The sequence below is a fragment of the Ktedonospora formicarum genome (assembly GCF_016587355.1).
Lineage (GTDB): Bacteria > Chloroflexota > Ktedonobacteria > Ktedonobacterales > Ktedonobacteraceae > Ktedonobacter > Ktedonobacter formicarum.
Genome location: NZ_BNJF01000008.1, coordinates 42,514 through 66,702 on the forward strand (window position 1 = coordinate 42,514; position 24,189 = coordinate 66,702).

Below are 24,189 nucleotides of genomic sequence, written 5' to 3' on the forward strand. Positions count from 1 at the left end.
TTTTTACGTATAAGAGGCTTGTTGTCATCAATGAGTCTCGTTCTCTAGTTGCAATTGTAAGTCTTTCAGCCATACCTGCCCCGTGCCATACAAGGTAATACCAAAGCACAACCCAAATGAGCCTTCCGGCACAGCTAAGATGAGTTCGTAGGACGTCCATTCGCTTGCGCCTTTGATGCTCTCTTCGCTCCTGGCCGCACCTAAGAACTGTGCCATAAACAGGCTGGCATGCGCTTCGGCGAAGGCAATTTTGACGTTAGCGGAGAAACGAACGCAACGACCACCATAAAGTTCTGTGCTCAATATCTGCTGTAACGTGCAGGGACTCTCTGAGGCAGAGCTAATAACCTTCATATAAGCAGCGGGAGACGACGGGCTGAGATCAACGCCACGCTCATATTGCCAGGGCGTTTCGCTTTCCACCCTCCAGAATTCCAGGCCGTTCGCGAAATTCAGGTTCAATGGTTGCCGAGGTAGCGGATCTATCAGCGTTCCTGTCAGTGGCATACTCTTACCCACCGTCTCTAGCTGTATACCATCCAGCCAGATGTTGCCTTTACCTTGCCCTCGCATACTAAAGCTGAACGAGATCGTATCCGCATTCGCCGGAATATCCATAACCACTTCATGCGCTGTCCAGCTACCTGTGTCTGGGATATAGAGCAATGATGTATTTGCTTGATAGCTTGTGTGTTGTTTATACTTCTCTGGCATATCTATGTCTGTAAAAGAACCCGCGATGCTCATATTGAAGATTGGCTGCTGCATACCATCTGCCTTGAGATAAGCCTTCGCCCGCAAGCGCTTACCTCGGTAAGGAAGTGCCGAGAAACTTTTATAGCTCAGCAGAACAACTTGTGGTGTCATATCTTGGTGGATGGTGAGCGCAAGGCTGGCCTTTCCTCTACGGGTCTGCTGCAGATCAAGCCTATAATCCGCTTGCTGTGGGGTGGTGAAAATCCTCCAGCCACTCAGACCATCGCTAAAATCGAAGTTGGAAGGACTCTGGCTACGCAGCCGCAAACGATGTGGATTTTGCTCCGCGATTTCCTCTATGGCTGCTAGTCGTTGTTGCAGTGTCTCACCATACTCTGCCAGCTCGATAGCTTGCAAATCGAGGATCTCTTCAGCTACTACGATAGGGCAGTGATCTCGTAGAGCCAATGGGAGTGCATCTTGCAGGCGAGCTTTGATAGTATGCCGCCCACGCTGACCGCTCAGACGCACACGAGCGTAGAGGAGGTCCTCGTACAAAGTGTCAATGACAACTTCTTCTACTTTTCCTTGCAAGGTACGTATCATATCTACGAGAAAATTGGTCGTGCTCGGATCAACGATGACAGCGTCATCTAAGGGGAGAAGCATCTGGTCACGAGGCTGGACGTATTCAAAGATCCTCGGCATCCAGATGCGTTGTTTTTGCTCGTCGAGCAGGATAATAGTTGTATCACTGGAAAAACGCTGCTTCTTTGACAGAACTTTGACAAGCTTCAGCGAGAGCATAGTTTTCTTCTTCCTCCTGCTTGTAGTTAGCCTTACGATTTCTGGATAGTGCATTTGGAGTTGGGCCAGTAATTGCTGTCGTCCCTTGTGCAAGCGATTCTTGACCGTCGTCTGTGCTATGTTGAGACGGCGGGCTATCTCCTGAACGCTCATATCTTCATAATAGAAGAGATAAGCGACAACCTGATTTTTGGGAGTGAGCGTACCGACGGCAACGCGTAGCAATTGTTGCAATTCACGCTCCTCGACGATCTCTTGTGGGTCAAGGCAAAGACTGTCGGAATATGAATCTTCAAAGAGCATGGTTTGAGCGTCCAACGAGAGTGTCCTATCAAGATGCACGCGCCTCCAGTTACGGCAAGTATTTAAGACGATGCCATACAACCAGCTTTTGAAGCGAGCAGCATCGCGCAGACGATCGAGTGAAAGATAAGCCTGCAAAAAAGCATCTTGGACTAGCTCGCGAGCGGTTTCTGTCTCGCCAATATAGTGTTGTGCAAGGTAGAAAGCCATTGCCTGGTAACGCTCGATGAGCAACTGAAAAGCGTATGTGTCGTCCGCTCGCGCGCGAGCTACCAGTTGGGCATCACTGTACTCCTTCACGTAGATGAGTAACAACCTTTCTTCATAAACTTTGCTTCTCTCTATTAGTGGTAATTATGGCTCAAAAGGTCTGCTGCTAGGGAGTATTCTTTAGCGAGAACTAGAAGAGGAGGCAGACTTATTTCATTTGCGGTGGGCTGAACCCCTTCTCTAACGGGCCATCATCGAGTCCATCATTGACCAGCTCAAGAATATTTCTGAGACTCGAGCATTCTCGTCATCGCAGCCCTACTAATTTTGTCGTCCATTTGATTGCTGGACTCATTGCTTACAGCCATCAGGACAAAAAGCCCAGTCTGCGTCTGGATGAACACGCTCTTCTGGCTGCTTGACGGGTTGGGTTTATCCATAACTCACGTTAAAAAGACTATATGTAGGCATGAATATGCTTTCTGAGCTGCCTCCTGAAATTGGAGACTTGACACAACTGCAAGTGCTTATGCTATTCCACAATAAGCTCTCTTCTCTTCCTCTTGAGATTGGGCAATTAATTCATCTGGAGGTTTTGTCACTATCGGAGAATACACTACAATACCTTTCTACTACCCTTCAAAACTTGAAATCGCTCAAGACGCTCTATCTTGGTCAGAACCGGCTCACACATGTACCCGCCGGGCTTGGGCAACTCACCAAATTGCAGACATTAGGTCTCAGGCGGAATCAGCTTACAGAATTGCCCGCTGAGTTTGGTCAACTCACCAATCTCCAGCATTTACATCTCAGTCAGAATCGGCTCACGCAACTGCCAGCCGAGCTCGGGCAGCTCACTAAATTGCAAACACTCGATCTTGACCAGAATCGACTCGCACAACTGCCCATTGAGCTTGGCCAATTGGCCGAATTGCAGCTCGATCTCAGCCAGAATCAGCTCGATCAGCTCCCTTCCGAGCTCGGCCAACTCACCAATCTCCAAAGAATTTATCTCAATGCACGTTGAGGTTGATCCTGTAGGGCGGTCCCAGAGCTCCCGGCTCGAGCACGAGGAGCAAGTTCCAGATGTTCTAGTAAGGGTGGAGACTCCAGATGGCATTGCCAAAGCCGCTCTCCTTCCTATCCTCAGATGAACATAGTGATAGCAATAGGTTCAAACATTCGTTAATGGAAGACAAACACAGATCGCAAGCATGCACAGGCACACATCCAGAAGCACATCAAAGTCAAGGGAGTGGCCAGTCCCTACGATGGGAACCGCCTCTATTGAAGCCAACGACTCAAAAACCATCCCATGTTCAATGGAGCCAAGGGAGCCTTGTTATGCAAACAACAAGGGAAATGTCGGTGGTGTGGATTACTCTTCGGGGATATGGATGTGATTGAAATCGACCACATCACGCCCAGGAGCGAAGGCGGAGGAGAAGCACTCAGCAACAAATGTCTCCTCCATCGGCATTGCCATGATGAACGACACATCAAACGTGTCAATGGTATCTCTGTCAAAGACCCGTCCATACGAGGCGTAAGCGCATTTCCCATGCGCTTACGCCTCGTATGGACGGGCAAAACCTCTCCACGGCCGTCTCGCGTCGGCGAGGCGCACAATGAAAGGCAGATCTTTTCCAGATCGCTCCAGCTCCTGCCAGTGACGCACACGCGCCTAGCAAAGCCGCCGCAGCTCTCGGTAACGATTTGACCGAGAACAAAACGTGAGCTGGGAAGAGGTTGGTGTGTATCAAGCGAAATATTATGCCATCACACGAGCCATTCTAGAGAGGATCACACCACACCATCTGCTCTCACAAGTTGACGCCTTTATCAACACGCTTCCATGTGGCATCAAAGAATATATGCATGCCATACAAGACTGGCAGACCAAACTGATCGAATCACCTTGTGCCATTCGCTACTGGCAAGAGATCCCATCAAGGACCCAGGATGGTCGATCGATCAATGGAAATAAATCCCACTGGGCCTGTCTTGCCCTGACGAATGGCTGGCAGGATCGTATCCTTACCACAGCACTCCACACACACGACCACAAACACTATGAAATCTGGGGATTACAGCCGTTCTCCGAAATTGACCCAAATATGGACACGCCATACCCAGAGCTTGAAGGAGAATATTGATACCACCACGCCTACAGGCAAGTTCATGTTTCACGTCATGGCGGCATTGACGAAGTTTGAGCGCGATCTGATCAGCGAACGGACCCAGGCCGGACTGGAGGCTGCTCGTGCCAGGGGGCGCAAGGGTGGTCGGCCTGCTGTCACCAAGAAGATGAGCGTTGCCAACCTCGAACGCGCCAAGGAACTCTATGCGAGCCAGGCCATGAGTGTCACTGAGATTATGAAACGGACGGGTTTTCGCAGCCGAACCACCTTTTATAAATATGTCGTCAATGGGGGAGAAGCCAACCATCTGAAGGGTAGCGTTTTCCTGCGTGAAAGGACGGGAGCACAGTTTTCCGGTGGGTCGTCTTCCAATCAAGCTCTCTTGTCTCGATAGATTGCGAAAGTACTGGAGCAGTCTGGTAGAGTAGCTTGACAGATGAAGAAGGTATCTGTTATGCTCTCAAAAGATTAGGTTCTTAATGAATTATGAACTAGGAGAGAGAGATGTCTGACGAAATAGACGCTGTTGCTGATTGGGAGCTGCTTGCACAGATCAGCCTGGGGTATCGTCACCTTTCTGATCGCTTAATGGAACAAATTGGCATGCATCGAGCACCCGCAGGTGTGCTGTGCCGACTCTTTCTCCAGGATGGGTTAACCCAGTCAGAGTTGGCTTCTCAACTCTCCATTCAAGGAGCAAGTGTGACACAAGTGCTCCAACGAATGGAAGAGGCAGGCTGGGTCAGGCGAGAACGCGATGCGGAAGATAATCGCCTGGTTCGGGTCTATCTGACAGAGCAAGGGCGCGAAAAGGAACGATCCATCACGGATCAATTCATGAAATTCCAGGAAGCGGTTTTTGCGGGGATTGCTCCACGCGAACGAGCCTTCTTACGCCAGCTACTCACGCAGATGCACCAGAACATGAGTCGAACAGACTAAAAATTTTGGCCTATTTATTAGGAACCTAATCATATGGTAATTAATAAATGTGGATGTTCCCGTGTCCACATTTATTAAGATCGAAAGGATCACATGCAATGAATATCGCTTTGTGGATTGTTCAGGGGCTACTCGCCTTGATGTTTCTCTTTGCTGGAAGCAGGAAAGGCTTCCAGCCACTGCCAGCAGTCAAAAAGAGTTTTCCCTGGGCCAATCATGTTCCTGATGACTTGACCCGTTTTATCGGAATCAGTGAGCTACTTGGAGGGCTGGGATTAGTTCTTCCTGCGGTGACGGGTATTCTTCCCTGGCTCACCATCGTTGCCGCCCTGGGGTTAGGTGTGGTCATGGTGTGCGCTATGATCTTTCATCTTTCTCGTCGAGAATTTTCCGTCCTTGGGATGAATCTCGTTCTCCTGCTTCTTGCTCTCTTTATCGTCGTTGGTCGTTGGGTACTCGCTCCTTTGTAAAGAGCGCCTCCTCGGATGAAGAGAAAGCAACGAGAAATTGGCACGGTTCTCCCGTTGTACACCTTGCAAACAGGGCTTTAGGAAAAGGGGAGAGAGGACATGTGCCAGCCTCAACAGGAAGGAGAAACGGTCTCATGGAAATCGGCATTCATACCTTTGGTGAACTGGTCCCTGATCCTCACACCCAACGCACGCCAGGCGCGCAGGAGCGGCTGAAAGAGGTCATCCAGATGGCTGTGCTAGCCGAAGAGGCTGGGTTAGATATCTTTGGCTTTGGCGAGCATCATCGCCTCGATTTTGCCGCCTCCGCGCCGCCAGTTATCCTGGCGGCAGTCGCACAGGCAACGAAAAGGATTCGTCTAACCACCACGGCCACTGTGCTTTCCACGGCTGACCCCGTGCGGGTCTTCGAGGACTTTGCCACACTGGATCTGCTCTCTGATGGCCGAGCGGAAATCATTGCAGGTCGGGGAGCTTTTCTCGAATCCTTCGCGCTCTTTGGTTATAATCTCGACGATTATAACGATCTGTTTGCGGAGAAGATCGACCTGCTCGTCCGCTTGCGTGCGTCCGAACGTCTCACCTGGCAGGGACGTTTCCGCCCTCCGCTCAATGACGCCGAGATTGCCCCTCGTCCCGTACAGACGCCGCTCCCAATCTGGATTGCCGTTGGTGGGACACCACAAAGTGCCGTTCGTGCAGGTGCAATGGGATTGCCCATGAATCTGGGCATCATTGGGGGCGCATCCAGGCGCTTTGTCCCTCTGGTAGATCTCTACCGTAATGCGGGTCTGCGCGCTGGGCATCACCAGGACACCCTCAAGGTTGCGGTCACCAGCTATATCCATGTCGCGAAAACCTCCCAGGAAGCGCTGGACACCTTCTATCCCTACCGCAATAACTACTTCCTGGCATTGGGAGGCGAGCGAACCAGGGGAATGAGGTTTAGCCGTGCGGAGTATGAGCAGGAGGCCCGACAAGAAAACGCGCTGTTTGTTGGCAGTCCACAACAAATTATTGATAAGATGCTTTCCCAGCATGAATTATTCGAGCATCAGCGCTTCATCGGCCAGGTAGACATTGGAGGGCTGCCCTTTGAGAAGGTAGCCCAAACGATTGAACTGCTGGGCAGCGAAGTTCTCCCAGTCGTGCGCCGCGAAACGGCTAAGGCCAGTCAGGCTTGAGCTGTTGCCAGACGCTCCTTTGCTGATCCTGCTCTCTGAGTACATATGGTTCCTTCATTGAGGAGAACAAACAGATGACGACGGATTCTTTACAATCAACCACCCAAGCAAATGCCAGCGAGAAAGCACCGGCGATCTTTACCCTGATAAACCGGCTGATGATCCCCCTTTTGCGCTCTCCTTTGCATGGTATCGCAAGTCACACGCTTGTGCTGCTTTCATTCCAGGGACGTAAGACTGGAAAAACCTACACCTTTCCGACTGGATATACCCAGCAGGGCAATCAGATAGAGGTTATTTCGAGTCGGAGTTGGTGGAAAAATCTGCGGGGGAATGCACGAGTGACACTCTGGCTCCGGGGCAAAAAACGCACCGGCGAGGCAGAAGTGTTTTATGGCGATGAGACCGTTGCGCAAGCCCTCATTCCTCTTGCCGGACGCTCTCGTCAGATGAGAAAGCTCTATGAGATCGAGCTGGACGCGCAAGGCCAGCCAGAGGAAGAAGGGGTTCGCCGGGCCGCACTCGCGACCGCACTGGTACGGGTTCGCCTTGACCCATGAGGACGAGAAAAAGAACTCTTTGGGGTTCCAACGTTTTCATCCTGAGAGAAGGCCATCCAAAAGTTTGATGGCCTTCTCTCAGGATGAAAATATAACAAATTGCTTTGTGATCGATTTTTACACGTATCCTGGGCTTACCTCAACCTGGGGTTGCCGACCACCTCACCATCGGAGAGCACCACAAAAGACGTCAAGCCAAGATCAGCCCCGATCACCTGCTCATTGGATGGCAAATGCGTTATCTCCTCTTCCACCAGGATGCTCACGCGCGTACCGATCAGCACTGCCTTTGGTGATGGTGACACTCGAAGGGGTCGCACCTTCTGGTAAAGGACGCGACCAACGAATTGCCAGAGGCTCACCCATCGCGGGCAAGGGTGAGGCATCCATTGCGCCAGGTGAAGGCATTGGCGGTGTAGGTTGCCGATTGATGGTGGCGCTTCTTCTTGAAGGCTGGATGTTTGGCACGCCCCTCGAAGAAATTGAGGAAGGCTTGGTCGAGGTGGCGAAGGGCTTGCTGCAAAGGGACGCTTGACGCCTCGGCGAGCCAGGCATGCTCCTTTTGCTGTTTCAAGAGAGGGCGCATGGCAGAGAGGTTTTTATAGTAGAGGTGTTGGTGCTCATTATAGAACGCATCGGTCTTTTTGCGCAGTGCGCCGGGTAGCCGGGGCGCATTGCTGCGCCCAAGCCCCCTAAGAACGGCACGTGAGTCTTTCGTCCTCATGCCGCTCAAGCCTTTCGAACGCCCTTCTTGTTTTCCGGACGCGGCTTCTCCACATGTAAACCTTGGTTATGTAGTTGCATGTGGCAATTAGGATGGAGAAGAACACGGTTTTCTACTCGATCTGCGCCCCCTTTGCTTCGCCAGATGGTGTGGTGGCAATGCCACCCTGTAATCTTGGTGATTTTCTGGTAGCACATAGGGCAGATGCCGTTTTGTTCTCGCCATAGATGCAGGAGCTGTCGCTTCCCAGTTAGGTTTCGCTCCGTCTTTACGTCGAGTCGCTTTTCGAAGTACGTTTCCCATGCTGGATCAAACGGATTGGCATTCCCTTGAATAGGAGTATGCCTCTGGATTTTCACATCCACTGCTCGCCGTAGATGGACGAGCTTTGGCTGGCTATCCTCGTCCTGTATCTCCCCAGTAAACACCCAATTGTAGTTCCCTTGTGTCGTAAAGTATTTCTTTCGTACCCAAGTCGCACTCTTTTTTGGGTGTCTTCTTCTTGCCCATTGCCAGAGCTTCTTGTAGATTGCACAGTCCACGGAGTTAAAGGTTTTCTTACTGGCACCGAACCGATGGTAATTCGCCCATCCCCGTATCATGGGGTTGAGTGTTACGATCAATTGTCCGGCTGTATCCCCTTTAAAGCTTTCGATAGTTTCTCGGATTCTCTTCAAGAATGTCTTCACATTCTTCTTCGATGGAGTCGTAAGGACTGAACCATTGTTGTACTTACGTACATTTTGTCCAAGAAAGTCGAAACCGTCCTTGATGTGGGTAATGACTGTCTTTTCTTGTGACAAGGTAAGCCCCCGTTTCTCCAGGAATTCTTCGATGAACGGCTTCACCTCTTGTTCGAGGAGTTCCTTGGTTGTTCCTGTCACAATAAAGTCATCGGCGTATCTTGCCATGTTCACCTTTGGGCTATTTCCATGAGCTGATCGTGGAAATCGCTGAAGGAGTTGCTGGCCTAGACCATCCAGAGCCATATTCGCAATGACGGGTGAAATGATCCCGCCTTGCGGTGTACCCTCATCGGTTGCGTGCAGGACGTTTTCCTCCATATATCCCGCTTTCAACCACTTTCTCAGGATATCCTTCTTTATGGGAATGTGAGCCAGGAGCCAACCGTGTGAGATTTTGTCAAAACACGATTTGATATCTCCTTCCAGCACCCATGCCGCGCCATTCTTTTGTGAAAAGAGTATATGGCTGTAGACAAGGGCATCTGCCGTACATCGTTCGGGGCGGAAGCCATACGAATGCGGGTCAGCAAGTGTCTCTGCTACAGGTTGGAGTGCCAGAAGATAGAGAGCTTGCATGGCCCTATCCTTCATCGTGGGGATCGAGAGTGGTCTTTGAGTACCGTTACTCTTGGGGATATACACACGCCTGAGCGGTTGAGGATGGTAGCCTCTCGGCTTCAAGTCGCGTATGGCTTGTGCTTTCTTTTCCGGCGTTTCCCAAGTGATCTTGTCTACGCCTGGGGTCTTTTTCCCTTGGTTTTCTGTCACTCGTTTCACAGCAAGTGCTTTACCGCTAAATGAGTGGGTTAAGAGCCGTTGCAAGGCTTTCACCTTACCCCATCTCTTTTCCTGAGTTGCCTTGACGATTCTGGCTTGGAGCCGCCGCACGTTACGCTCGGTCCGGTACCATTGGATACCATGCCATTCGAGCATATCGTGGAAGGACGCACCAGCAGACATTTCTTCGTTGGAGAGTTCCAATGAGGTCGTTTCTGCCGCCATCTGCTATTCCTTCTGTGTCGTTTGCCAATCCTTTTCGTCATGAAAGACCAGACGGAAGTCTGCCCGCTTTCGCGTGGGATGATGTTTCCTCATTGGAGCAATCCCTATCCCCTCCATTACAGAAAGGCTTTTGCTTTCTCCGTCCTCCTCTATCTGCATCTCTATGGGCTCTCCTCATGGATCGCTTTCCCCTCGTGGGGAGAGATACAGATTTACCAAGTTCCACTTACGTACCTGGATGGGTTAGGCTCCGTCTGTCCGCCGGTGATCTTTGTCCACGATAGAGGAAACTGGATACCTCTATTCCTGTCACTTACCATTTTGGTTGAAGCCTCTCAGCATCTTTGGCTTCTTCGTCTTTACGACGTTTATCAACGGTTCACGTGGGTTAGCCATACCATCCACCCTAGCCCCTCAACCGCATTGATGCTCGCAGTTCCGATTTCCCCTCACGGTTCCATCGGCTTTTCAGGAGGATACATTGTTCCAAGAGCTTCCCACCTCAAAATTGCTTCAGACGCGGGTCTTGGTAGAGTACTGGTGGTGAAACACCAGGTTGAGTCCTGTTTAAGCAGTCCCAACAGCTACGTAAGCGACTTCTTGTCGCAACCAATTGTAGACGAAGCGAACACAGCCAAAAGTGCGAGCCAGCGTCTGCTTCTGCTCGTCAGTGGGAGAGCACCGATACTTGTAGGCGTGTTTCTGCTTCATGTGTTACAGTCCACCATGTACAGTGTAAAAGAGCAATCTTTTGAGCCGCCCGCTCTACCCCACAAAGGAGCGCGCCATTCATCCCCATGTGTGAAGCACAGAGGTCTTCTGGCGCGATAAGATAACTGGCACCTTCCATAACAGGATTGTGAAGGATAGCATACATGTAGGGGAAAAAATTTGATAGACTTGATTACCACGCAAGATGAATAGTGTTGGAAGCACATCTACATCGTAGAAGAGTTGTATCACTGGAAGGTTTTCATTGGAGGTCATCACGTTCACCATGAAAGGCTTATCAGCAACTACACGTTCTCACAAGAAGAGCCTCAATAGGATGGCACTTGGCATCAGTATCTCTGGCGGCATCATCGCTCTCCTCTTTCTCAATCAGCAACTCTACGCTTGGAACCTGCCTTTCTTGTACTGGCTGATGGTGCAGACACAACGTTATGGGTTCTTCTATTACACCCTCTTCGGTTCTCTTTTCATCCTTCTCAGCATCTCCCTCTTCACACGTTTTGCTGTTTCCAAAACAGGGAGAAACGTGACATGGAAGGCGCTGCCGATTGCCTGGAAACGGCTGGTGGTTGGCGCAGGGGTACTTACAGCCATCTGTATAATGGGGATCTGTGGATACATCCTCTTGCTCTGCTCTCTGTTTCCCAGCTTTGACCACAAAGATAGTCTGACCTCTCAAGGGCATACATATCAGCTTTCACTCCAAGCAACTGGAAAGGAAATGGACAATCATGATGAAACGGCAACAGCCCCGTTTCGCTTGGAAGTGTACACATGTGAGTTCACTGATTGGGTCTGTACACGAACAGCCGCAAAAAACCAACCCCTTCGCTATAGCACCGATTTGCCAGTCTACTCTCCAGTAGAGAGCATTTCTCTCAGACTTTCTTTGAATACCTCTCAGACAGCTTTTCTGATTGTCGATCAACGGTCCAACGTAAACCCCACCATCACGTTTCCTCGCCCATAACCACAAGCTTCACAGAAGCGTACACAGAGAAAACAGGCGCGCCAGCGACGAGCACACGCATCCCTCGCCGGCGCACTCCTTGAAGCCGATCTTCTCCAGGTCATATGGTTCTGTCAGAACTCAGACAACTCCTTGGCAAGAAAGTCAGACTTTTGGTATGCTGATCTTGTAAAAACAGGAGAGAATGGGGAATGTTGACTGATGAACTCTGCCCACATTGTGCTATGACAACCACGACGAAACGAGCGAAGAAAACGAAACTGGGTTACGCCACGTTCTTTTGCCCTCACTGTCAACGTACATTCAACGAGCGAACTGGTACTCCTTTCAATTACCTTGAATTCCCGACAGACATTGTCCTGCTCGCAATCGTGTGGCGACTACGCTATAAACTCAGTCTGCGAGACATCGCGGAAATGTTTTTGGCGCGAGGTTTTCCGTTCACTCATGAAGCCATACGTGATTGGGAAGCACGATTTGCTCCATTGATGGCAGATCACTTGCGAGCCAGGCGACGTGGACAAGCTGGGAAGTCTTGGCATGTAGATGGAACGTATCTCAAAGTGCATGGAAAGTGATGTTATCTCTATCGAGCCATCGACCACGATGGTCATCTGGTTGACTCCATGTTAAGTGAAAAACGAAATATGGAGGCAACTCAGCGGTTTTTCCAGCAGGCAGTCGCTGTGGTTGGCCATACCCCAGAATCGGTTACGACAGATGGTCATCGTTCCTATCCCAGGGCGATAAGCGAGACCATGGGCACCCCTGTTCAGCATCGGAGCAACAAATACCTCAATAATCGCCTGGAACAAGACCATCGAGGGATCAAACAGCGCAACTATCCCATGCGTGGCTTTGGAACATTTGAAGCGGCGGCACGTTTCTGTTGTGCTTTTGACGAATTACGCAACTACCTCCGTTCGCGTCGCGCCATGGGAGAACCGATCTCACTCCCAGAACAACGACGTGTTTTTCTCCAAAAACTTGTCGCCTTGAAGGCATTGATACAAACAGCCTCATAGCGAGAGACGAACAGTAAGAAGCATTCTCTGGACCCTGATAAGCTTTCTGTATTCTCAGTTCTGATACTACCTATCAAGGGCTTCAATCACCTCCAGCACCACATGTGCAATAGGGTCGCCAAAGTTCCGCACGACCCAATATCACAAGGCTTTGAAAAGGGAAGAAATCTTATGCAAAACATTCATGATATTATGACAAAAATGATTTGCATTCATCATTTACAGCGCGTATACTTCAGGCAAATAGAGAAGCCAGGAAGCCACCTTTCAGAGAGCTTGATGTACATCATCGAGAGACACCAGAGGCTACCGGTTGAGCAGCACAATGAGGAAGAAGAGAATGAATATAGCCATGACACCCACCATGAAAGCTATCCGATTTCCTACCTATGGGGGCCCCGAGGTCTTACAGTATGAGGATGTTCCACGCCCCATCGCAGGACCTGGAGAGGTTTTGGTTCGCATTCATGCCGCAGGAATAAACCCTGGTGATAAGAACATCCGTGCAGGGATTGCCAATAAACAATTCGGGCTCACCATCCCATTTCCCTTTATTCCAGGCAATGATCTTTCAGGAGAGATTGCAGCGGTTGGGCCTGAGGTCACAGCCTTTCAGGTGGGCGATTTGGTCTATGGGCTCACGATGAACGGCGCCACCTACGCTGAATATGCCACGGCCCAGGCTTCACAGTTAGCTCACAAACCACCCTTCATGGATCATATCCAGGCGGCAGGCGTGCCACTGGCGGCCCTCACGGCCTGGCAGGCACTTTTTGATCATGGACATTTAGAGGCCAGACAGGTTGTCTTGATCAATGGCGCCTCCGGTGGAGTGGGGCACTTCGCGGTACAATTTGCGAAGAGAAAAGGTGCAAGGGTTATTGGCGTGGCATCGGGGCGCAATGAGGCGTTTCTGCGGGAACTGGGCGTTGATCAGTTTATTGATTACACTGCGACTCCGGTCGAGAAAGCGGCTCAGAATGTTGATCTGGTCTTTGACGCAGTGGGTGGCAAACATGGTAATCGCCTGCTCCAGGTACTGAAGCGTGGTGGCGCCTTAGTTCCCATTTTCTGGGGTGAGTACTCTGTCGAACAGGCGGCTGCGGCTTCTGTAACCATTCAAGATATCGCCTGGGTGCAGCCTAATGCGGCACAACTGGACGAGATTGGCAGGCTCATTGGTCTGGAGCATGTCCACATTCACATCGAGACGGTTCTCCCGCTTGCAGAGGCACGCAAAGCACACGAACTGATCGAAGGTGGCCAGATACGCGGAAAAGTTGTCCTACGCGTTGCCGAGTAACATCTTTCCTTTCGCCTGTATGCAGAGTCATTAAGAGCTTATCCGAAAACCGCAATCTTCGCAAAGAGCAATTGCGCGCAAACCAGATGAAGAAAGGCGAGAGAGTTTTCCGCCTTTTTCTCCCACCGTATCAGGATCCGACGAGAGCGGTTGAGCCAGGCATGGGTTCGTTCCACCACTCAACGACGAGCGCGATAACCTGGGAGAATCTCTTTCTCCAGACGCTCCTGCCCTCGGCTACGCACGTGCGGCCAATAATGACGAGCAACACGTTCTTTATAGACCGGGGTTGAGTCATAGGCAGCATCTAAACACAATTGCTCCAATCGCTCTCCGTCGGGTTCTGGTCGCTGGATGAGCACTCCATCCAGGGTAGCGCTGAGCAGTTTGACATCATGTCGATTGGCCTCATCGATCACCTGTGCCAGAGGGATCCCTGCCCCGTCAGTCAACACGCTTCGCTTTGTCCCCAATTTGCCGCGATCGGTGGGATTTGGACCAGTCGCGGTGCCGCCAAAAGGGGGATTTGTTCATCGCTGCGTCCATCGCTTGCCACTCCCACTGGATGCCCACCAGCTCGTCGTAGGTTGCCAGTCCATCTTGCCACAATGCCTTGAACAGCCCCGCTTGCTCCCATTGTTAAAAGCGATCGTGAATGGTGGAACTGGCTCCCAATTCCCGTGGCAAGGCATTCCATTGGATGCCGGTGCGCAAAACGTAGACGATGGCCTCGAAGGCTTGGCGATCAGGCAGGCGCGGACGGCCTCCTTTGGCATGCGAGGGGGCTGGAGGAAAAAAGGGAGCAACATGCTCCCACAATGCATCGCTGACCTCCCATGGGCGTGTCCTTGCCATCTGCCTCTCCTTAATTCGTTTTTGCCTGGTATTCTATCACATGGTTTTCGGATAAGCTCTAAGCTTGTGTTTTAACCAGCGAGGTCAAACAAGCAGGCAGAAACTGACAAAACAAGCTGAATATGCGATACTATGAGCATGAATACCACTCCCCTGGAACCACTGACGAGCTTCCGTCAGCAGATGTATCAACTCTTCACGCGGCGTCGCGATGCACTTTTTGACCTCACTGACGCCTTGCTTACGACTGGTGCGGTTCTCTCCCCAGCACATTTGAGTCTGGCCGCCAGTTTTCAGCGGAGCTGGGGCAGCATCTACGATGCTCTGGTTGATGGGAAAATCGATGGACAAGCCGTCGAGACCTTGCTCGCCAAACAAACCCCGCCAGAGGATACTTGACGAATTTGGGCTGTGAACCTGGGACGAACACTTGCCGAAAAGGTGATCTTCAAGTAGGATAGAGTTGAGAACACAAAGGGGGTGAACAACTGCGAATATCCAAGCCTCACGAAACCCTTGAGCCTCCAGTTGAAGGGGTGAGGGTTATCTTCAAGGAAAGACCATCGGATTCCTCTTTCGTGGAAAGGGTCTGGAGCAGTTATAGCCACGGGTGTGGGATGTTTACGTCGATTGCCGCCACTCATTGGATGATGGTTGTTACAAGGCTTCAAGACACAATCACGCTCGACATACAAGGGCCAGAGACGAAAGCAACACAGGTGTACTGTCCGGCAGATGGTGAATGGACTGGTATCTTGTTCAAGTTCGGCACATGTATGCCCCTCTTTCCCACCTCTACTCTGGTGGATGGAGGGGTGACTTTGCCTCTCGCGACGCGCCAATCCTTTTGGCTGCATGGATCGGGGTGGCAGTTTCCAAACTATGAAAATGCCGAGACCTTTGTTGATCAGCTCGTACGTGAGGGCCTACTGGTGACTGAACCTGTCATAGAATCTCTCTTACGTGGTCAACCAAACGCTCTATCAGTACGCTCTTTACAGCGTCGTTTCCTCCGCGCTACTGGGATGTCCCACACTGATGCTCGCCTTATTGAACGCGCTCGTCATGCGACAATTCTCTTACAACAAGGCATATCCATTCAAGACGTGGTTTACCAGGCAGGGTATTTCGATCAGTCACACCTGATGAGGGAACTGAAACGTTTTATCGGGTGGACGCCTGCACAAATCAAGGATAGAAATCAGTCGGGGCAGTTGTCGTTTCTGTACAATACTAATCTCTTTGAATGAGTTAGGGTAGCCCTGTTTGAGGCAGTACACTCGCAAGACAAGGAGAGAAGAAACATGAGAAAATTGGTTGTGGGCACGTTCGTGACGATGGATGGTGTCATGCAGGCTCCTGGCGGCCCGAACGAGGATCGCGACGGTGGCTTCCAACATGGCGGATGGCTCGTCCCCTATATCGATGAGAAATTTGGCGAGGTCATGTCTGAGTGGACGAGGCACGCTGACGCCTTTCTTTTCGGTCGGAAAACCTATGAGATGTTTGCAGGCTCCTGGCCCAAGTCCACTGATCCAGTGGAACCGCTCAACACGAGGCCGAAGTTCGTCGCATCCCGGACGCTCCAGAAGGTCAACTGGAACAACTCCATCCTGCTCAAGGGCGATGTTGCCCAGGAGGTGGCTTCGCTCAAGGTACAGGAAGGCGGTGAGATTCAGGTCCACGGCAGCGGCAACCTCATCCAAACCCTTCTTCAGCACGATCTCGTTGATACCCTTCGTATTTGGCAGTTTCCTGTCGTTCTCGGTACTGGGAAGCGTCTGTTCGAGGGAGGCACGGTCCCGCGCAGTTTTCGCCTTGTCGAGACACAACTGACCACGACTGGTGCAGCTCTGCATGTTTACGAACGTGTGGGCGGCCTCAAGTACGGCGAAGTAGAGGTGGGCCAGGAGACGGTGATCTTTGATTCAGAATCATCACAGCACACTGCCGATGGAGAAACAGAGACGCAATGAACCTATCAACGGCACACGCCTGTACGTCGCCCAAGGTGTAAATGTGCTCGCGGATGTCGGGAGGAAGTTGGCACGTTTCGTGGGCCGACGCACCATTGGATCGCGGCGTCAAAGAGATCGAACCTCCCACGCAATGAGCGAGCATTCCTCCCACAGAGCGAGCACATTTACATCATTTTCGTCATCTGCTGCTCATTTTCGTCTAAGAAAGATGAATCACTGATGTGAACAAGGTTATGATGAGGTTTGCTTTCGAGTGTCAAATTCAGGGAATGGAATTTGAATCACGTCGCCCTCGGCTCTGCGTTTGCGCCTGAGAGCATAGTCAGGTAACCGTTTCACCAAATGCCATTCGACTTCACCACTTTGCCACAGTTCGAGTTGAGGAGAACGATACCTGGTCTCGAAACGGCGAGGTTCCACAATATCGCGCAGACGTTTCTCGTCGGACTGATATCGTACGGCATATTGCGAAAGAGGCTCATCACCAAATTCCACCGTGAGATGTTCTTTGGAGAGCCAGATGTTGGCTTTTCGTTTTGCCAGACCCAGTTCACCGTAGAGACGCCAATGCCTGAACCGAAGATAGCCTCCCTTGTTCAATGTTCGTACAAAGCGGGTCGAGTAGAAGATCCGGTCGAGTTGCTCGGGGTCCAGTCTTTGCCATGAACCCATCCGAGAACTTCAGCAGGCGAATGTCGATTATCTTCACGATGACGATGTGCCCAGTGGACCTGGTAGTTGTAATCGGCCACCCAACGGTCATGTTCGACACGCATGTCTTCCCAGGTTTTCGCTTTTTTGAAGTGAAAATCTCCCATTCTTCTTTGAATATTGAACGTTGTCTCTATATAGCTCATCCATGGCTGACGCTTCTTGATAAACTTTTTGCGAATGCCTAAAAGCTCATAGATGCGCATCGCTTGTTTGGCCTTAAAGATTGATCCGTTGTCGCTCACAAGCGCTTCCGGCGCACCGTGGAGGCGGATAGCTGAGTACAAAACGATCAGATAAGCAGTCAAATCCTGTTTCGGAGAGAGTGCGCTCGAAATGATGGCACGACTGAAATTATCCATAATCGTGATCGAATAGATCGGGTCAGGACCAAGCAAATGGTCCTCAATGTACCTCACGTCCACTGTCCATACCTCGTGCCTTCGAGAGGCTTTAAAAGGCATCTCCTTTGGTTCGTGTGGCTCCTTCTGTGGGCCTTTCAATCCGTACAATTGACGATTGAGCTGCAATATCCTTCCGCATGTCCTTGGAGAGAGTTTGATACCGATGTCCTTTAAGGCTGCGTGGATACGCCATTCACCAAGGTCTGGATTTTCCTGCAATTTGCGAATCTCGTTCATACTATCCAGGGTGATTTTGCGCTTGGGATGCTTTGGAGCATGACTTTTGTCCTCCAGCCCACGTACACCCTCTTCAATCCACCGCTTGAGGGTCGTGTGGATGGTCTGCCGACTGGTTCCCAAATAGGTAGCGATGCTGGCAATATGAAACCCTTCAGCATGGAGCCGAATGGCTGCCAGCCTTCGTTCAGCTGGGTCTGTCATCTCTGCCCAGAGAGGATATCTCCGGTGCTTGTTGGGACGTGGAGCTGTCTCAGCGAGCACCCGCTGGATCGTATGGTGAGAGGGCTTACGGCCAAACCGTACATAGCAGATCGTGGCAATTTCTCGCAGATGAAGAAAAGGAAATTCAGCTTTCAGTTCAATGATCACCTCGCGTATTGCGGTAGGAAGACTCCGATGGGTATCCTCGCGCTGCTTTTGTGTTGGAGTAAACAGACTGCTCATGCCCTGTTGCTCGAACCGCTCAACAGCACGATACAGGCTCGTTCTTGGTTCGCCGGTTTCTTTCGCGCGCTCGGCTGCCGTCTCCGAGAACAGGACCACGGGGCGTATCATCTCATAGGTCACTTGCTCCGGCCAGAGAGATCGCTGCTTCACCGTGTGCCAATCATCCGTTCGCGCAATACGTGGAAGTTTTTCTTTGGGATTGGGCACCGTCTTCTCTCGCTGTAAACACTCTACTAGTAAGGATGTACACACATCACCTTATCTTTCTTCTATACCCAACCCTTTGGCATCAGTCAATGAAGTAGGACTTTTTTCCATGTGAAGAGTTTTTGGGTAAGCAGGCGGTCCCAGGTTCACAGCCCAAATTCGTCAAGTATCCTCTGGCGGGGTCTGAAACGAGCCCCCAACGCGCTTTTTATCATCATCCTTCCCGTCACTCGGCTGGTCAACCAATTGTGGCAGGTTGGGCCTATCACTGGATTGCCCAGGTGAGCTTCGCTCACGACAGTTGGACCGCTCCGCGCAAAATCCGTCGTCTGAAGCCTGCTGACAACATCAATCAAGTTGCAGTCGAACAAATCAAAGAGCTGTTGCGGGAGTATCCCGATGATGCTCTTGTGCCTATCTTTGTCTTTGATGCAGGCTATGAGCCGGGACAACTGGCTCTTGCCTGGGGATCTCTACGAGCAGCTGCTCTCACTCGCTTACGATCGGGGCGCTGCTTTTACACTGATCCTACGGAACTGGCTTCCACGGGACGTCCCCCAAGACATGGGCACAAGTTCGCTTGCGCTGATCACACCACTTGGCTTGAGCCCGATCAGGAGTATGCATCTGAGGATTCGCAGTATGGTCATGTTCATGTGCGCGCCTGGCACCACCTCCACGCTATCCCTCGGAATCATCCCAAACGCGGCACTCGTGGCCCACGACCGCTCATGCGTGGCACGTTGATCCTCGTTGAGGTCGCTCAGCTGCCCAAACACACGCGTGTCCCTAAACAATTGTGGTTGTGGTGGCATGCTCCTCAGCAGCCTCTCCTGTCGCAGGTCTGGCGCGCCTATGTCGCCCGCTTTACCTTGGAGCACACCTTTCGCTTTGTCAAACAATTTCTCAACTGGACTTTGCCACGAGTTCGTCACCCTGAACAGGCGGACCGCTGGACATGGCTGGTCGCACTCGCATACACGCAACTGCGTCTGGCCCGCCCTCTTGTGGCTGATCACCGATTACCCTGGGAAAAGCCCTTGACCGAGGGGAAGTTGACTCCCTATCGCGTGCGTCGCGCGTTTCCGTCACTTCTGAGACATCTCCCAAGGCTTGCAAATGTACCGAAACCTTGTGGACGATCGCCCGGACGACCAAAAGGCCGCCTTTCTGGGCACGCACCGCGTTATCCTGCCGTCAAAAAGGCTGCTTAAATCCTCCGTTTTGCTTTTCTTTTTGGCTTGCGATCACCTTTTTTGGCCTTCGCTTCCCTTGTCGTGGTTAAAACGCAAGCTAAGTGGGAAAACGGAGCATGTCATGCGCCTCATATTAAAAGCCTCAATCTCTTCACTGCCTTCTCGCGTTGGCGAGACGTACCATGAAGTAGATCGTCTCCAGGTCACCCCAGATCCTGCTAGTGACACACGCGCAAAGCGAAGCCGCCGCAGGTCACGGTAAGGGAGTACTTCAATTACCTTTGCTTCAGTAATGTTGGACGTCTCCAACGAGGAGAAGAAACGAACATCGACACACGTGTTCGACATAGCCATTGTCGATTGGCCAGCCAACACAACCCATAGAGAGAACACCGCCTTTTTTGATGTCGAAGAAATAGTGTACTGCTACTCTCATTGGACAAGACGGCGTTTGTCTCGAAGGAAAATACACCAACTCAACAAACCAGGAACGAGTGTATAAAATAGGACAAGTATTCCCACAAAAACATTTCTCTCCACTGGGAAGGGTACAGCCCCACTAACCGGTGAACGTGCTCAAGCGAGCTTGCGGGGACGCCCTCGCGGTCGCTTGGGCACCGTTGGATCAGGCAACGGGCGTGAGCGAGGACGTCCCCGCCGTTTCGGCTCAACCCAAGGTGCTGGAGCAATCTTGAAGGTCAACACCTCGCCAATGCCCCAGATATGATTGGTGAGGCCTGACGCCATCGCTGGCGTACAAGGAAACCCGAAATGCTTGGCCGAACTCAATTCGTGGTGTGCAAAGCACAAATTGTAGGTGCAGCCGAGCAGATACATGCCCGTTTCCAGCGCGTGTACACGATGGGCCGCATGGCGACATTTACGCGTGAGGCTCGCGAGCCGTTCGCGCATGGTCCCATTGAAGCGCTCGATAAAAGCGGTGTTGAGCACCGTTCCGCCTCGTGACTGCTGTAACAGCTTTTCGGCTGAAGACAGCAGACCTTGTGTCATTCTCCGCGTGATTTCCACTACACGCTTTTTCTCCGTGCGCTTGATGACCGTTGCAATCACGATGTCAGGCCACGGCATCAAGCATGCTCTTCCTTTGCCTGCGGTCTTTTTCACCTTTTCACGGAAAGCTCGACGAATGCTGCCCGGATACGATGCCCATCCATCCGTGCAGACCAGTAGCGTCCGCAACGATTGGCTGCACGCTCGCACCTGCCGCAGAAGGCAATCAGCGAGCTGGTTATCGCGCCTTCGGCTCACTACCCCAGCCAGCCACAGACGCGTTGAGACCATCATCGCTAACCCCATCCAGGCAACCATTTGACGCCCTTTCACCCGGATCTCATCGGCCTGCACATGCACTAGATCAAGCTGTCCTTGCTGCACGATCGCCTCATGGACCTGCTTGCAGTGCTCGCCTGCTCGATCACGCCAACTGGCGACGGTGCGTTCGTCTAACCCAAACGCCTGCACAATGGCCTGGACCGGACAACCATAGGCCACTAACGTCATCACAATGATCACCAGGCTCGCTGGCCTGCGTAGGCCTTCCAGCATCGTCCCTTTGCGGGCACTAAAGGTCTTTCGACACATCTGACATCGATATCGTGGTCGCTTGCGTCCATGAATACTGATGTTTCCTGCCCCTTTTTTGCCTCTTGCGCAACACATCTCGTTCGGGCAAAATTGAGAGGATGCGTCCATTGGCTCTGTACTTTTTTGCATAAGCGCAGCATCTCTTTGGACGCTGCTTTTTTCAAGCTTTCCTGACCTTTTCACCAGTTAGCGCAGTGCTACCGAGCGGGGCTTTCTCGCTCGGTTTTTGTAAGCCGCGTTTTTGTCGACGTTGATGACCCGTGGCGAGCTGGTATGAGAAGCGGCAAGCGTTGTGCGAAAAAAGTACGAGGCAGCTTGCGCGTCTCTCTTTGGACTGAGCACGAAATCGAGCGTCTTTCCTTGAGAATCGACCGCTCGATAGAGGTAGAGCCACTCCTTTCTGACTTTGATAGACGTTTCATCAACGCGCCACGAGTCGGTCGTGGGCTTCAAATGGGAACGACAACGTCGTTCAAGCTCTGGAGCGTAATGCTGGACCCATCGGTAAACGGTGGTATGATCGACCTGGAGGCCACGTTCCTGCATCATTTCTTCGAGGTCCCTCTAACTCAAGGAATAGCGCAGATACCAGCGAACACACAAGAGAATAATGTCAGACTGAAAGTGACGCCATTTGAACGGATTTTGACTTGGGTTGCTCATGGAGGAAACCTCATTCGCTCGTTTCTCCCCGCTGTAGCCGATCAGTTTTGTCTTTGCAACACAGCCTACAATCGTGCCTGAGGCCCCTTTCCTTGTCACTCCCCTTCACTCCCTCTCCTCTTGACCCCTTTTCCGTTATCATTCGGAGCCAAATGGCTCCCTTTTCAGTTATCAACAACACCCAGTGACACCTTCCACTCCTTTCATCTATTGATACCTATCGCTCCTCTAAAGATACCCAACCTCCTTTTCCTTGGCAACTCTTTCTTATCGCTTTCCATATTTCCATACGTCTCTACGCATCTATTCACTTCCCCCTTGTAGCTCCCCTCTTTCTCAGTTCTCCTCACACTCACAGTGGCATGATCCTCCTTCGCTTCTTTCCCCATCTCTCCTACAACCGCATGTCCTTACAAGCGTAGCTGCAACTCCTTTCTTTCTCGCTCGCCTTGGCTTCTCCTCCTCTTGGCTCCCTTTCTTTCTCATTCGGAACCATTTCGCCCCCTTTTCATTTATCAACAACAAACGATCTTTGGCGTAGAAAGCCCTTCAAACTAATCTAAAGCTGGAACAACTTTTTCTTTTTGCATCACAGTCGGTTACAGTTCCCCTGTGGTAAAATAGGAAGAAAAGCGGTGAAAGATTATCTTTGCTTTTTTATATACATATACTTTCCACCTCCTAATCGCAGCCAAATAGAGAATCACCATTGTCAAGTAGTAATAGGTGCGGAACATGAAATCGTAGGTTCGCTTGCAACGTTTTCCTGCGCCAAACTACTCGCATTCATGCAGACCAAATAGACAATGACGAGTATACAAGCTATGAGGATTGTTTTGCTCTGCAAACTGAGCTAGACTTAAGAAAGGTTTTCTGGAGGATCCCATGAAAAACACACTTAAGGCTGGGATTGTGTATACGTTCCAATTTCGTATCCCCCACTCGAAGACTGTTCCAGCACTCTATCCTGAATCGCCAGAATTTCAGGAGATGCCAGAGGTCTTTGCGACAGGATTTCTGGTAGGGCTGCTGGAATGGGCGTGTATCAAAGCCATTCATCCCTATCTTGATTGGCCACACGAGCAAACGGTGGGGACTCATATCAATGTCAGTCATCTCGCAGCAACGCCTCCAGGACTAGTTGTCACTGTGAAGGTTACGGTCGTCAAGGTAGATGGGCGTCATTTGATTTTCGAAGTGGAAGCTCACGACAGTCTCGACATCATTACCAAGGGCACACACGAACGATATCTCATTGACCGTGAGCGATTTGTCAAGAGGGCAAAGCAGAAGGCGCAATCAACGAACACCTAGCGGTAGTTTGTTGACTTGGGCTTGCAAAAAGCTTGAGCCAGATGTCATACTCAAACTATGCGAGCCCATTCTCAAGAACTCCGACAGCACGTCCTTCAAGCTGTGGATGAAGGGATGTCTCATACGGAGATCATCGAACGATTTTATGTTTCACGCGCGACGATCAAGCGCTACACACAGCAGCCTTGCTATTTGCTAAGAAATTGGATAACCTGCTTATTGAGGGAGGCACTTAGGGCTAGCTACTCTGAAGGTGGGAGTTGAAGAACCCGGCAAGCGCTATGGAGATCAACTCTTTTGAGATAAGTGGGGAATGTGTTACGATCTTTCATGAACCTATGAGGACGCCAGTGCAGACCTTTTGTGTGTAACTGGGTAAGACACATTCACAGCTCCCGGTTTCACTCACCAGTGGAAGGCGACCAACGAGCAGTATCTTCTACCCGATCTCGATCGGCTCGGCAACCTCATCATGGCACCGGGGCTCTACAAAACGCGCTTCCTCGCAACCGCCAAGACAGCTCTGGCCGACACACCATTCCAGGTAGAGCCGGTGCAAGCACTGGTCGCTGAAAGGCCTCGGGCAGCTGCCGTCCTGACCCAGCATGTCAGGATCAGTGGTGGGGATCTTGCAGACGTGGTCAGGAAGTTGGAATACGTCTTCCGGAAAACGCTGGTCTGTTAAGGCCCACTGCATTACCAACTGAACAAACGGCTTTGAGCGAGAAATATGGACATGACGTTGTGTGCCTC

The 24,189-nt window shown here is 51.3% G+C and carries 25 protein-coding genes and 5 pseudogenes; 19 read left to right on the forward strand and 11 right to left on the reverse strand.

The window, feature by feature from the left end; all coding sequences use genetic code 11:
* Positions 1-27: 27 nt before the first annotated feature.
* A complete protein-coding gene (locus K3T82_RS41545; protein ID WP_220199367.1) occupies positions 28-2,106 on the reverse strand; it encodes a bifunctional nuclease domain-containing protein in 2,079 nt (692 codons plus the stop codon).
* Between the two features lie 154 nt (positions 2,107-2,260).
* Between K3T82_RS41545 and K3T82_RS48590 the strand changes: the two are divergent.
* From K3T82_RS48590 to K3T82_RS41580, 9 genes and pseudogenes are all read left to right on the forward strand, one after another.
* Positions 2,261-2,438, forward strand: a pseudogene (locus K3T82_RS48590) (transposase); the annotation flags it as partial.
* 47 nt (positions 2,439-2,485) lie between these two features.
* Positions 2,486-3,043: a leucine-rich repeat domain-containing protein gene (locus tag K3T82_RS41550; RefSeq protein ID WP_220199368.1), complete on the forward strand. Its 558-nt coding sequence runs from the start codon at positions 2,486-2,488 to the stop codon at positions 3,041-3,043.
* A gap of 312 nt (positions 3,044-3,355) precedes the next feature.
* Positions 3,356-3,736 (forward strand): HNH endonuclease, encoded by a 381-nt coding sequence (locus tag K3T82_RS41555; RefSeq protein ID WP_236031875.1) that lies wholly within the window; start codon positions 3,356-3,358, stop codon positions 3,734-3,736.
* A 34-nt stretch (positions 3,737-3,770) separates the two neighbouring features.
* Positions 3,771-4,172 carry a hypothetical protein gene (locus K3T82_RS48595; protein WP_236031876.1) on the forward strand — a complete coding sequence of 134 codons (402 nt, stop codon included), beginning with the start codon at positions 3,771-3,773 and terminating at the stop codon, positions 4,170-4,172.
* A gap of 25 nt (positions 4,173-4,197) precedes the next feature.
* Entirely contained in the window at positions 4,198-4,551 is a 354-nt protein-coding gene (locus tag K3T82_RS41560; protein WP_236031877.1) for a recombinase family protein, read from the forward strand.
* A gap of 110 nt (positions 4,552-4,661) precedes the next feature.
* Positions 4,662-5,099, forward strand: a complete 438-nt coding sequence (locus tag K3T82_RS41565) for a MarR family winged helix-turn-helix transcriptional regulator (RefSeq protein ID WP_220199371.1) — start codon at positions 4,662-4,664, stop codon at positions 5,097-5,099.
* A gap of 98 nt (positions 5,100-5,197) precedes the next feature.
* Positions 5,198-5,569 carry a DoxX family protein gene (locus K3T82_RS41570; protein WP_220199372.1) on the forward strand — a complete coding sequence of 124 codons (372 nt, stop codon included), beginning with the start codon at positions 5,198-5,200 and terminating at the stop codon, positions 5,567-5,569.
* Positions 5,570-5,703: 134 nt separating this feature from the next.
* Positions 5,704-6,753: an LLM class flavin-dependent oxidoreductase gene (locus K3T82_RS41575; protein WP_220199373.1), complete on the forward strand. Its 1,050-nt coding sequence runs from the start codon at positions 5,704-5,706 to the stop codon at positions 6,751-6,753.
* A gap of 74 nt (positions 6,754-6,827) precedes the next feature.
* Positions 6,828-7,313, forward strand: a complete 486-nt coding sequence (locus K3T82_RS41580; protein ID WP_220199374.1) for a nitroreductase/quinone reductase family protein — start codon at positions 6,828-6,830, stop codon at positions 7,311-7,313.
* Between the two features lie 134 nt (positions 7,314-7,447).
* Here the strand turns inward: K3T82_RS41580 and K3T82_RS48600 are convergent, their stop codons facing one another.
* The 5 genes and pseudogenes from K3T82_RS48600 to K3T82_RS41600 all read right to left on the reverse strand — a co-directional run.
* Positions 7,448-7,618 (reverse strand): hypothetical protein, encoded by a 171-nt coding sequence (locus K3T82_RS48600; protein WP_236031878.1) that lies wholly within the window; start codon positions 7,616-7,618, stop codon positions 7,448-7,450.
* A 53-nt stretch (positions 7,619-7,671) separates the two neighbouring features.
* Positions 7,672-8,037, reverse strand: coding sequence for a hypothetical protein (locus K3T82_RS48605; RefSeq protein ID WP_236031879.1), 366 nt, complete (start codon positions 8,035-8,037; stop codon positions 7,672-7,674).
* A gap of 5 nt (positions 8,038-8,042) precedes the next feature.
* Positions 8,043-9,785 (reverse strand): group II intron reverse transcriptase/maturase, encoded by a 1,743-nt coding sequence (gene ltrA / locus K3T82_RS41590; protein ID WP_236031880.1) that lies wholly within the window; start codon positions 9,783-9,785, stop codon positions 8,043-8,045.
* A gap of 3 nt (positions 9,786-9,788) precedes the next feature.
* Complete coding sequence (locus tag K3T82_RS41595) at positions 9,789-9,944, reverse strand: hypothetical protein (RefSeq protein ID WP_220199375.1); 156 nt, start codon at positions 9,942-9,944, stop codon at positions 9,789-9,791.
* A gap of 450 nt (positions 9,945-10,394) precedes the next feature.
* Positions 10,395-10,496, reverse strand: a pseudogene (locus K3T82_RS41600) (helix-turn-helix domain-containing protein); the annotation flags it as partial.
* Positions 10,497-10,833: 337 nt separating this feature from the next.
* On the opposite strand from K3T82_RS41600, the gene K3T82_RS41605 reads away from it, so the two are divergent.
* The 3 genes and pseudogenes from K3T82_RS41605 (at position 10,834) to K3T82_RS41615 (ending at position 13,815) form a co-directional block, all read left to right on the forward strand.
* Positions 10,834-11,487 (forward strand): lipoprotein LpqH, encoded by a 654-nt coding sequence (locus K3T82_RS41605; protein WP_220199377.1) that lies wholly within the window; start codon positions 10,834-10,836, stop codon positions 11,485-11,487.
* Positions 11,488-11,678: 191 nt separating this feature from the next.
* A pseudogene (locus tag K3T82_RS41610) lies at positions 11,679-12,512 on the forward strand (IS6 family transposase).
* A 340-nt stretch (positions 12,513-12,852) separates the two neighbouring features.
* Positions 12,853-13,815: an NADP-dependent oxidoreductase gene (locus tag K3T82_RS41615; protein ID WP_220199378.1), complete on the forward strand. Its 963-nt coding sequence runs from the start codon at positions 12,853-12,855 to the stop codon at positions 13,813-13,815.
* Between the two features lie 38 nt (positions 13,816-13,853).
* On the opposite strand, the pseudogene K3T82_RS41620 reads toward K3T82_RS41615, so the two are convergent.
* Positions 13,854-14,670, reverse strand: a pseudogene (locus K3T82_RS41620) (IS5 family transposase).
* A gap of 132 nt (positions 14,671-14,802) precedes the next feature.
* Here K3T82_RS41620 and K3T82_RS41625 point away from each other — a divergent pair.
* From K3T82_RS41625 to K3T82_RS41635, 3 genes are all read left to right on the forward strand, one after another.
* Positions 14,803-15,069 carry a hypothetical protein gene (locus K3T82_RS41625; protein ID WP_220199379.1) on the forward strand — a complete coding sequence of 89 codons (267 nt, stop codon included), beginning with the start codon at positions 14,803-14,805 and terminating at the stop codon, positions 15,067-15,069.
* 218 nt (positions 15,070-15,287) lie between these two features.
* Complete coding sequence (locus K3T82_RS41630; RefSeq protein WP_236031881.1) at positions 15,288-15,920, forward strand: helix-turn-helix domain-containing protein; 633 nt, start codon at positions 15,288-15,290, stop codon at positions 15,918-15,920.
* A gap of 54 nt (positions 15,921-15,974) precedes the next feature.
* Entirely contained in the window at positions 15,975-16,646 is a 672-nt protein-coding gene (locus K3T82_RS41635) for a dihydrofolate reductase family protein (RefSeq protein ID WP_220199381.1), read from the forward strand.
* A gap of 234 nt (positions 16,647-16,880) precedes the next feature.
* Here K3T82_RS41635 and K3T82_RS41640 read toward each other — a convergent pair whose 3' ends face one another.
* Positions 16,881-17,321 (reverse strand): hypothetical protein, encoded by a 441-nt coding sequence (locus K3T82_RS41640; RefSeq protein ID WP_220199382.1) that lies wholly within the window; start codon positions 17,319-17,321, stop codon positions 16,881-16,883.
* Positions 17,246-18,703 (reverse strand): helix-turn-helix domain-containing protein, encoded by a 1,458-nt coding sequence (locus K3T82_RS41645; RefSeq protein ID WP_220199383.1) that lies wholly within the window; start codon positions 18,701-18,703, stop codon positions 17,246-17,248. The genes K3T82_RS41640 and K3T82_RS41645 overlap by 76 nt, the downstream gene beginning before the upstream one ends.
* Before the next feature lie 77 nt (positions 18,704-18,780).
* Here K3T82_RS41645 and K3T82_RS41650 point away from each other — a divergent pair, with 77 nt between their 5' ends.
* Entirely contained in the window at positions 18,781-19,872 is a 1,092-nt protein-coding gene (locus K3T82_RS41650; RefSeq protein WP_220199384.1) for a transposase, read from the forward strand.
* A gap of 558 nt (positions 19,873-20,430) precedes the next feature.
* Here the strand turns inward: K3T82_RS41650 and K3T82_RS41655 are convergent.
* Together K3T82_RS41655 and K3T82_RS41660 are read right to left on the reverse strand one after the other, a co-directional pair.
* Positions 20,431-21,588, reverse strand: a complete 1,158-nt coding sequence (locus K3T82_RS41655) for a hypothetical protein (RefSeq protein ID WP_220196968.1) — start codon at positions 21,586-21,588, stop codon at positions 20,431-20,433.
* Between the two features lie 66 nt (positions 21,589-21,654).
* Positions 21,655-22,122 (reverse strand): annotated as a pseudogene (locus tag K3T82_RS41660) (IS6 family transposase); the annotation flags it as partial.
* Between the two features lie 885 nt (positions 22,123-23,007).
* Here K3T82_RS41660 and K3T82_RS41665 point away from each other — a divergent pair.
* From K3T82_RS41665 to K3T82_RS41675, 3 genes are all read left to right on the forward strand, one after another.
* Complete coding sequence (locus K3T82_RS41665; RefSeq protein WP_220199385.1) at positions 23,008-23,436, forward strand: thioesterase family protein; 429 nt, start codon at positions 23,008-23,010, stop codon at positions 23,434-23,436.
* 57 nt (positions 23,437-23,493) lie between these two features.
* The gene (locus K3T82_RS50565) at positions 23,494-23,700 is read left to right on the forward strand and encodes a helix-turn-helix domain-containing protein (protein ID WP_420799403.1); all 207 of its coding nucleotides are present in this window, start codon (positions 23,494-23,496) and stop codon (positions 23,698-23,700) included.
* Positions 23,701-23,908: 208 nt separating this feature from the next.
* A complete protein-coding gene (locus K3T82_RS41675) occupies positions 23,909-24,121 on the forward strand; it encodes a hypothetical protein (protein WP_220199387.1) in 213 nt (70 codons plus the stop codon).
* Positions 24,122-24,189 lie beyond the last annotated feature (68 nt).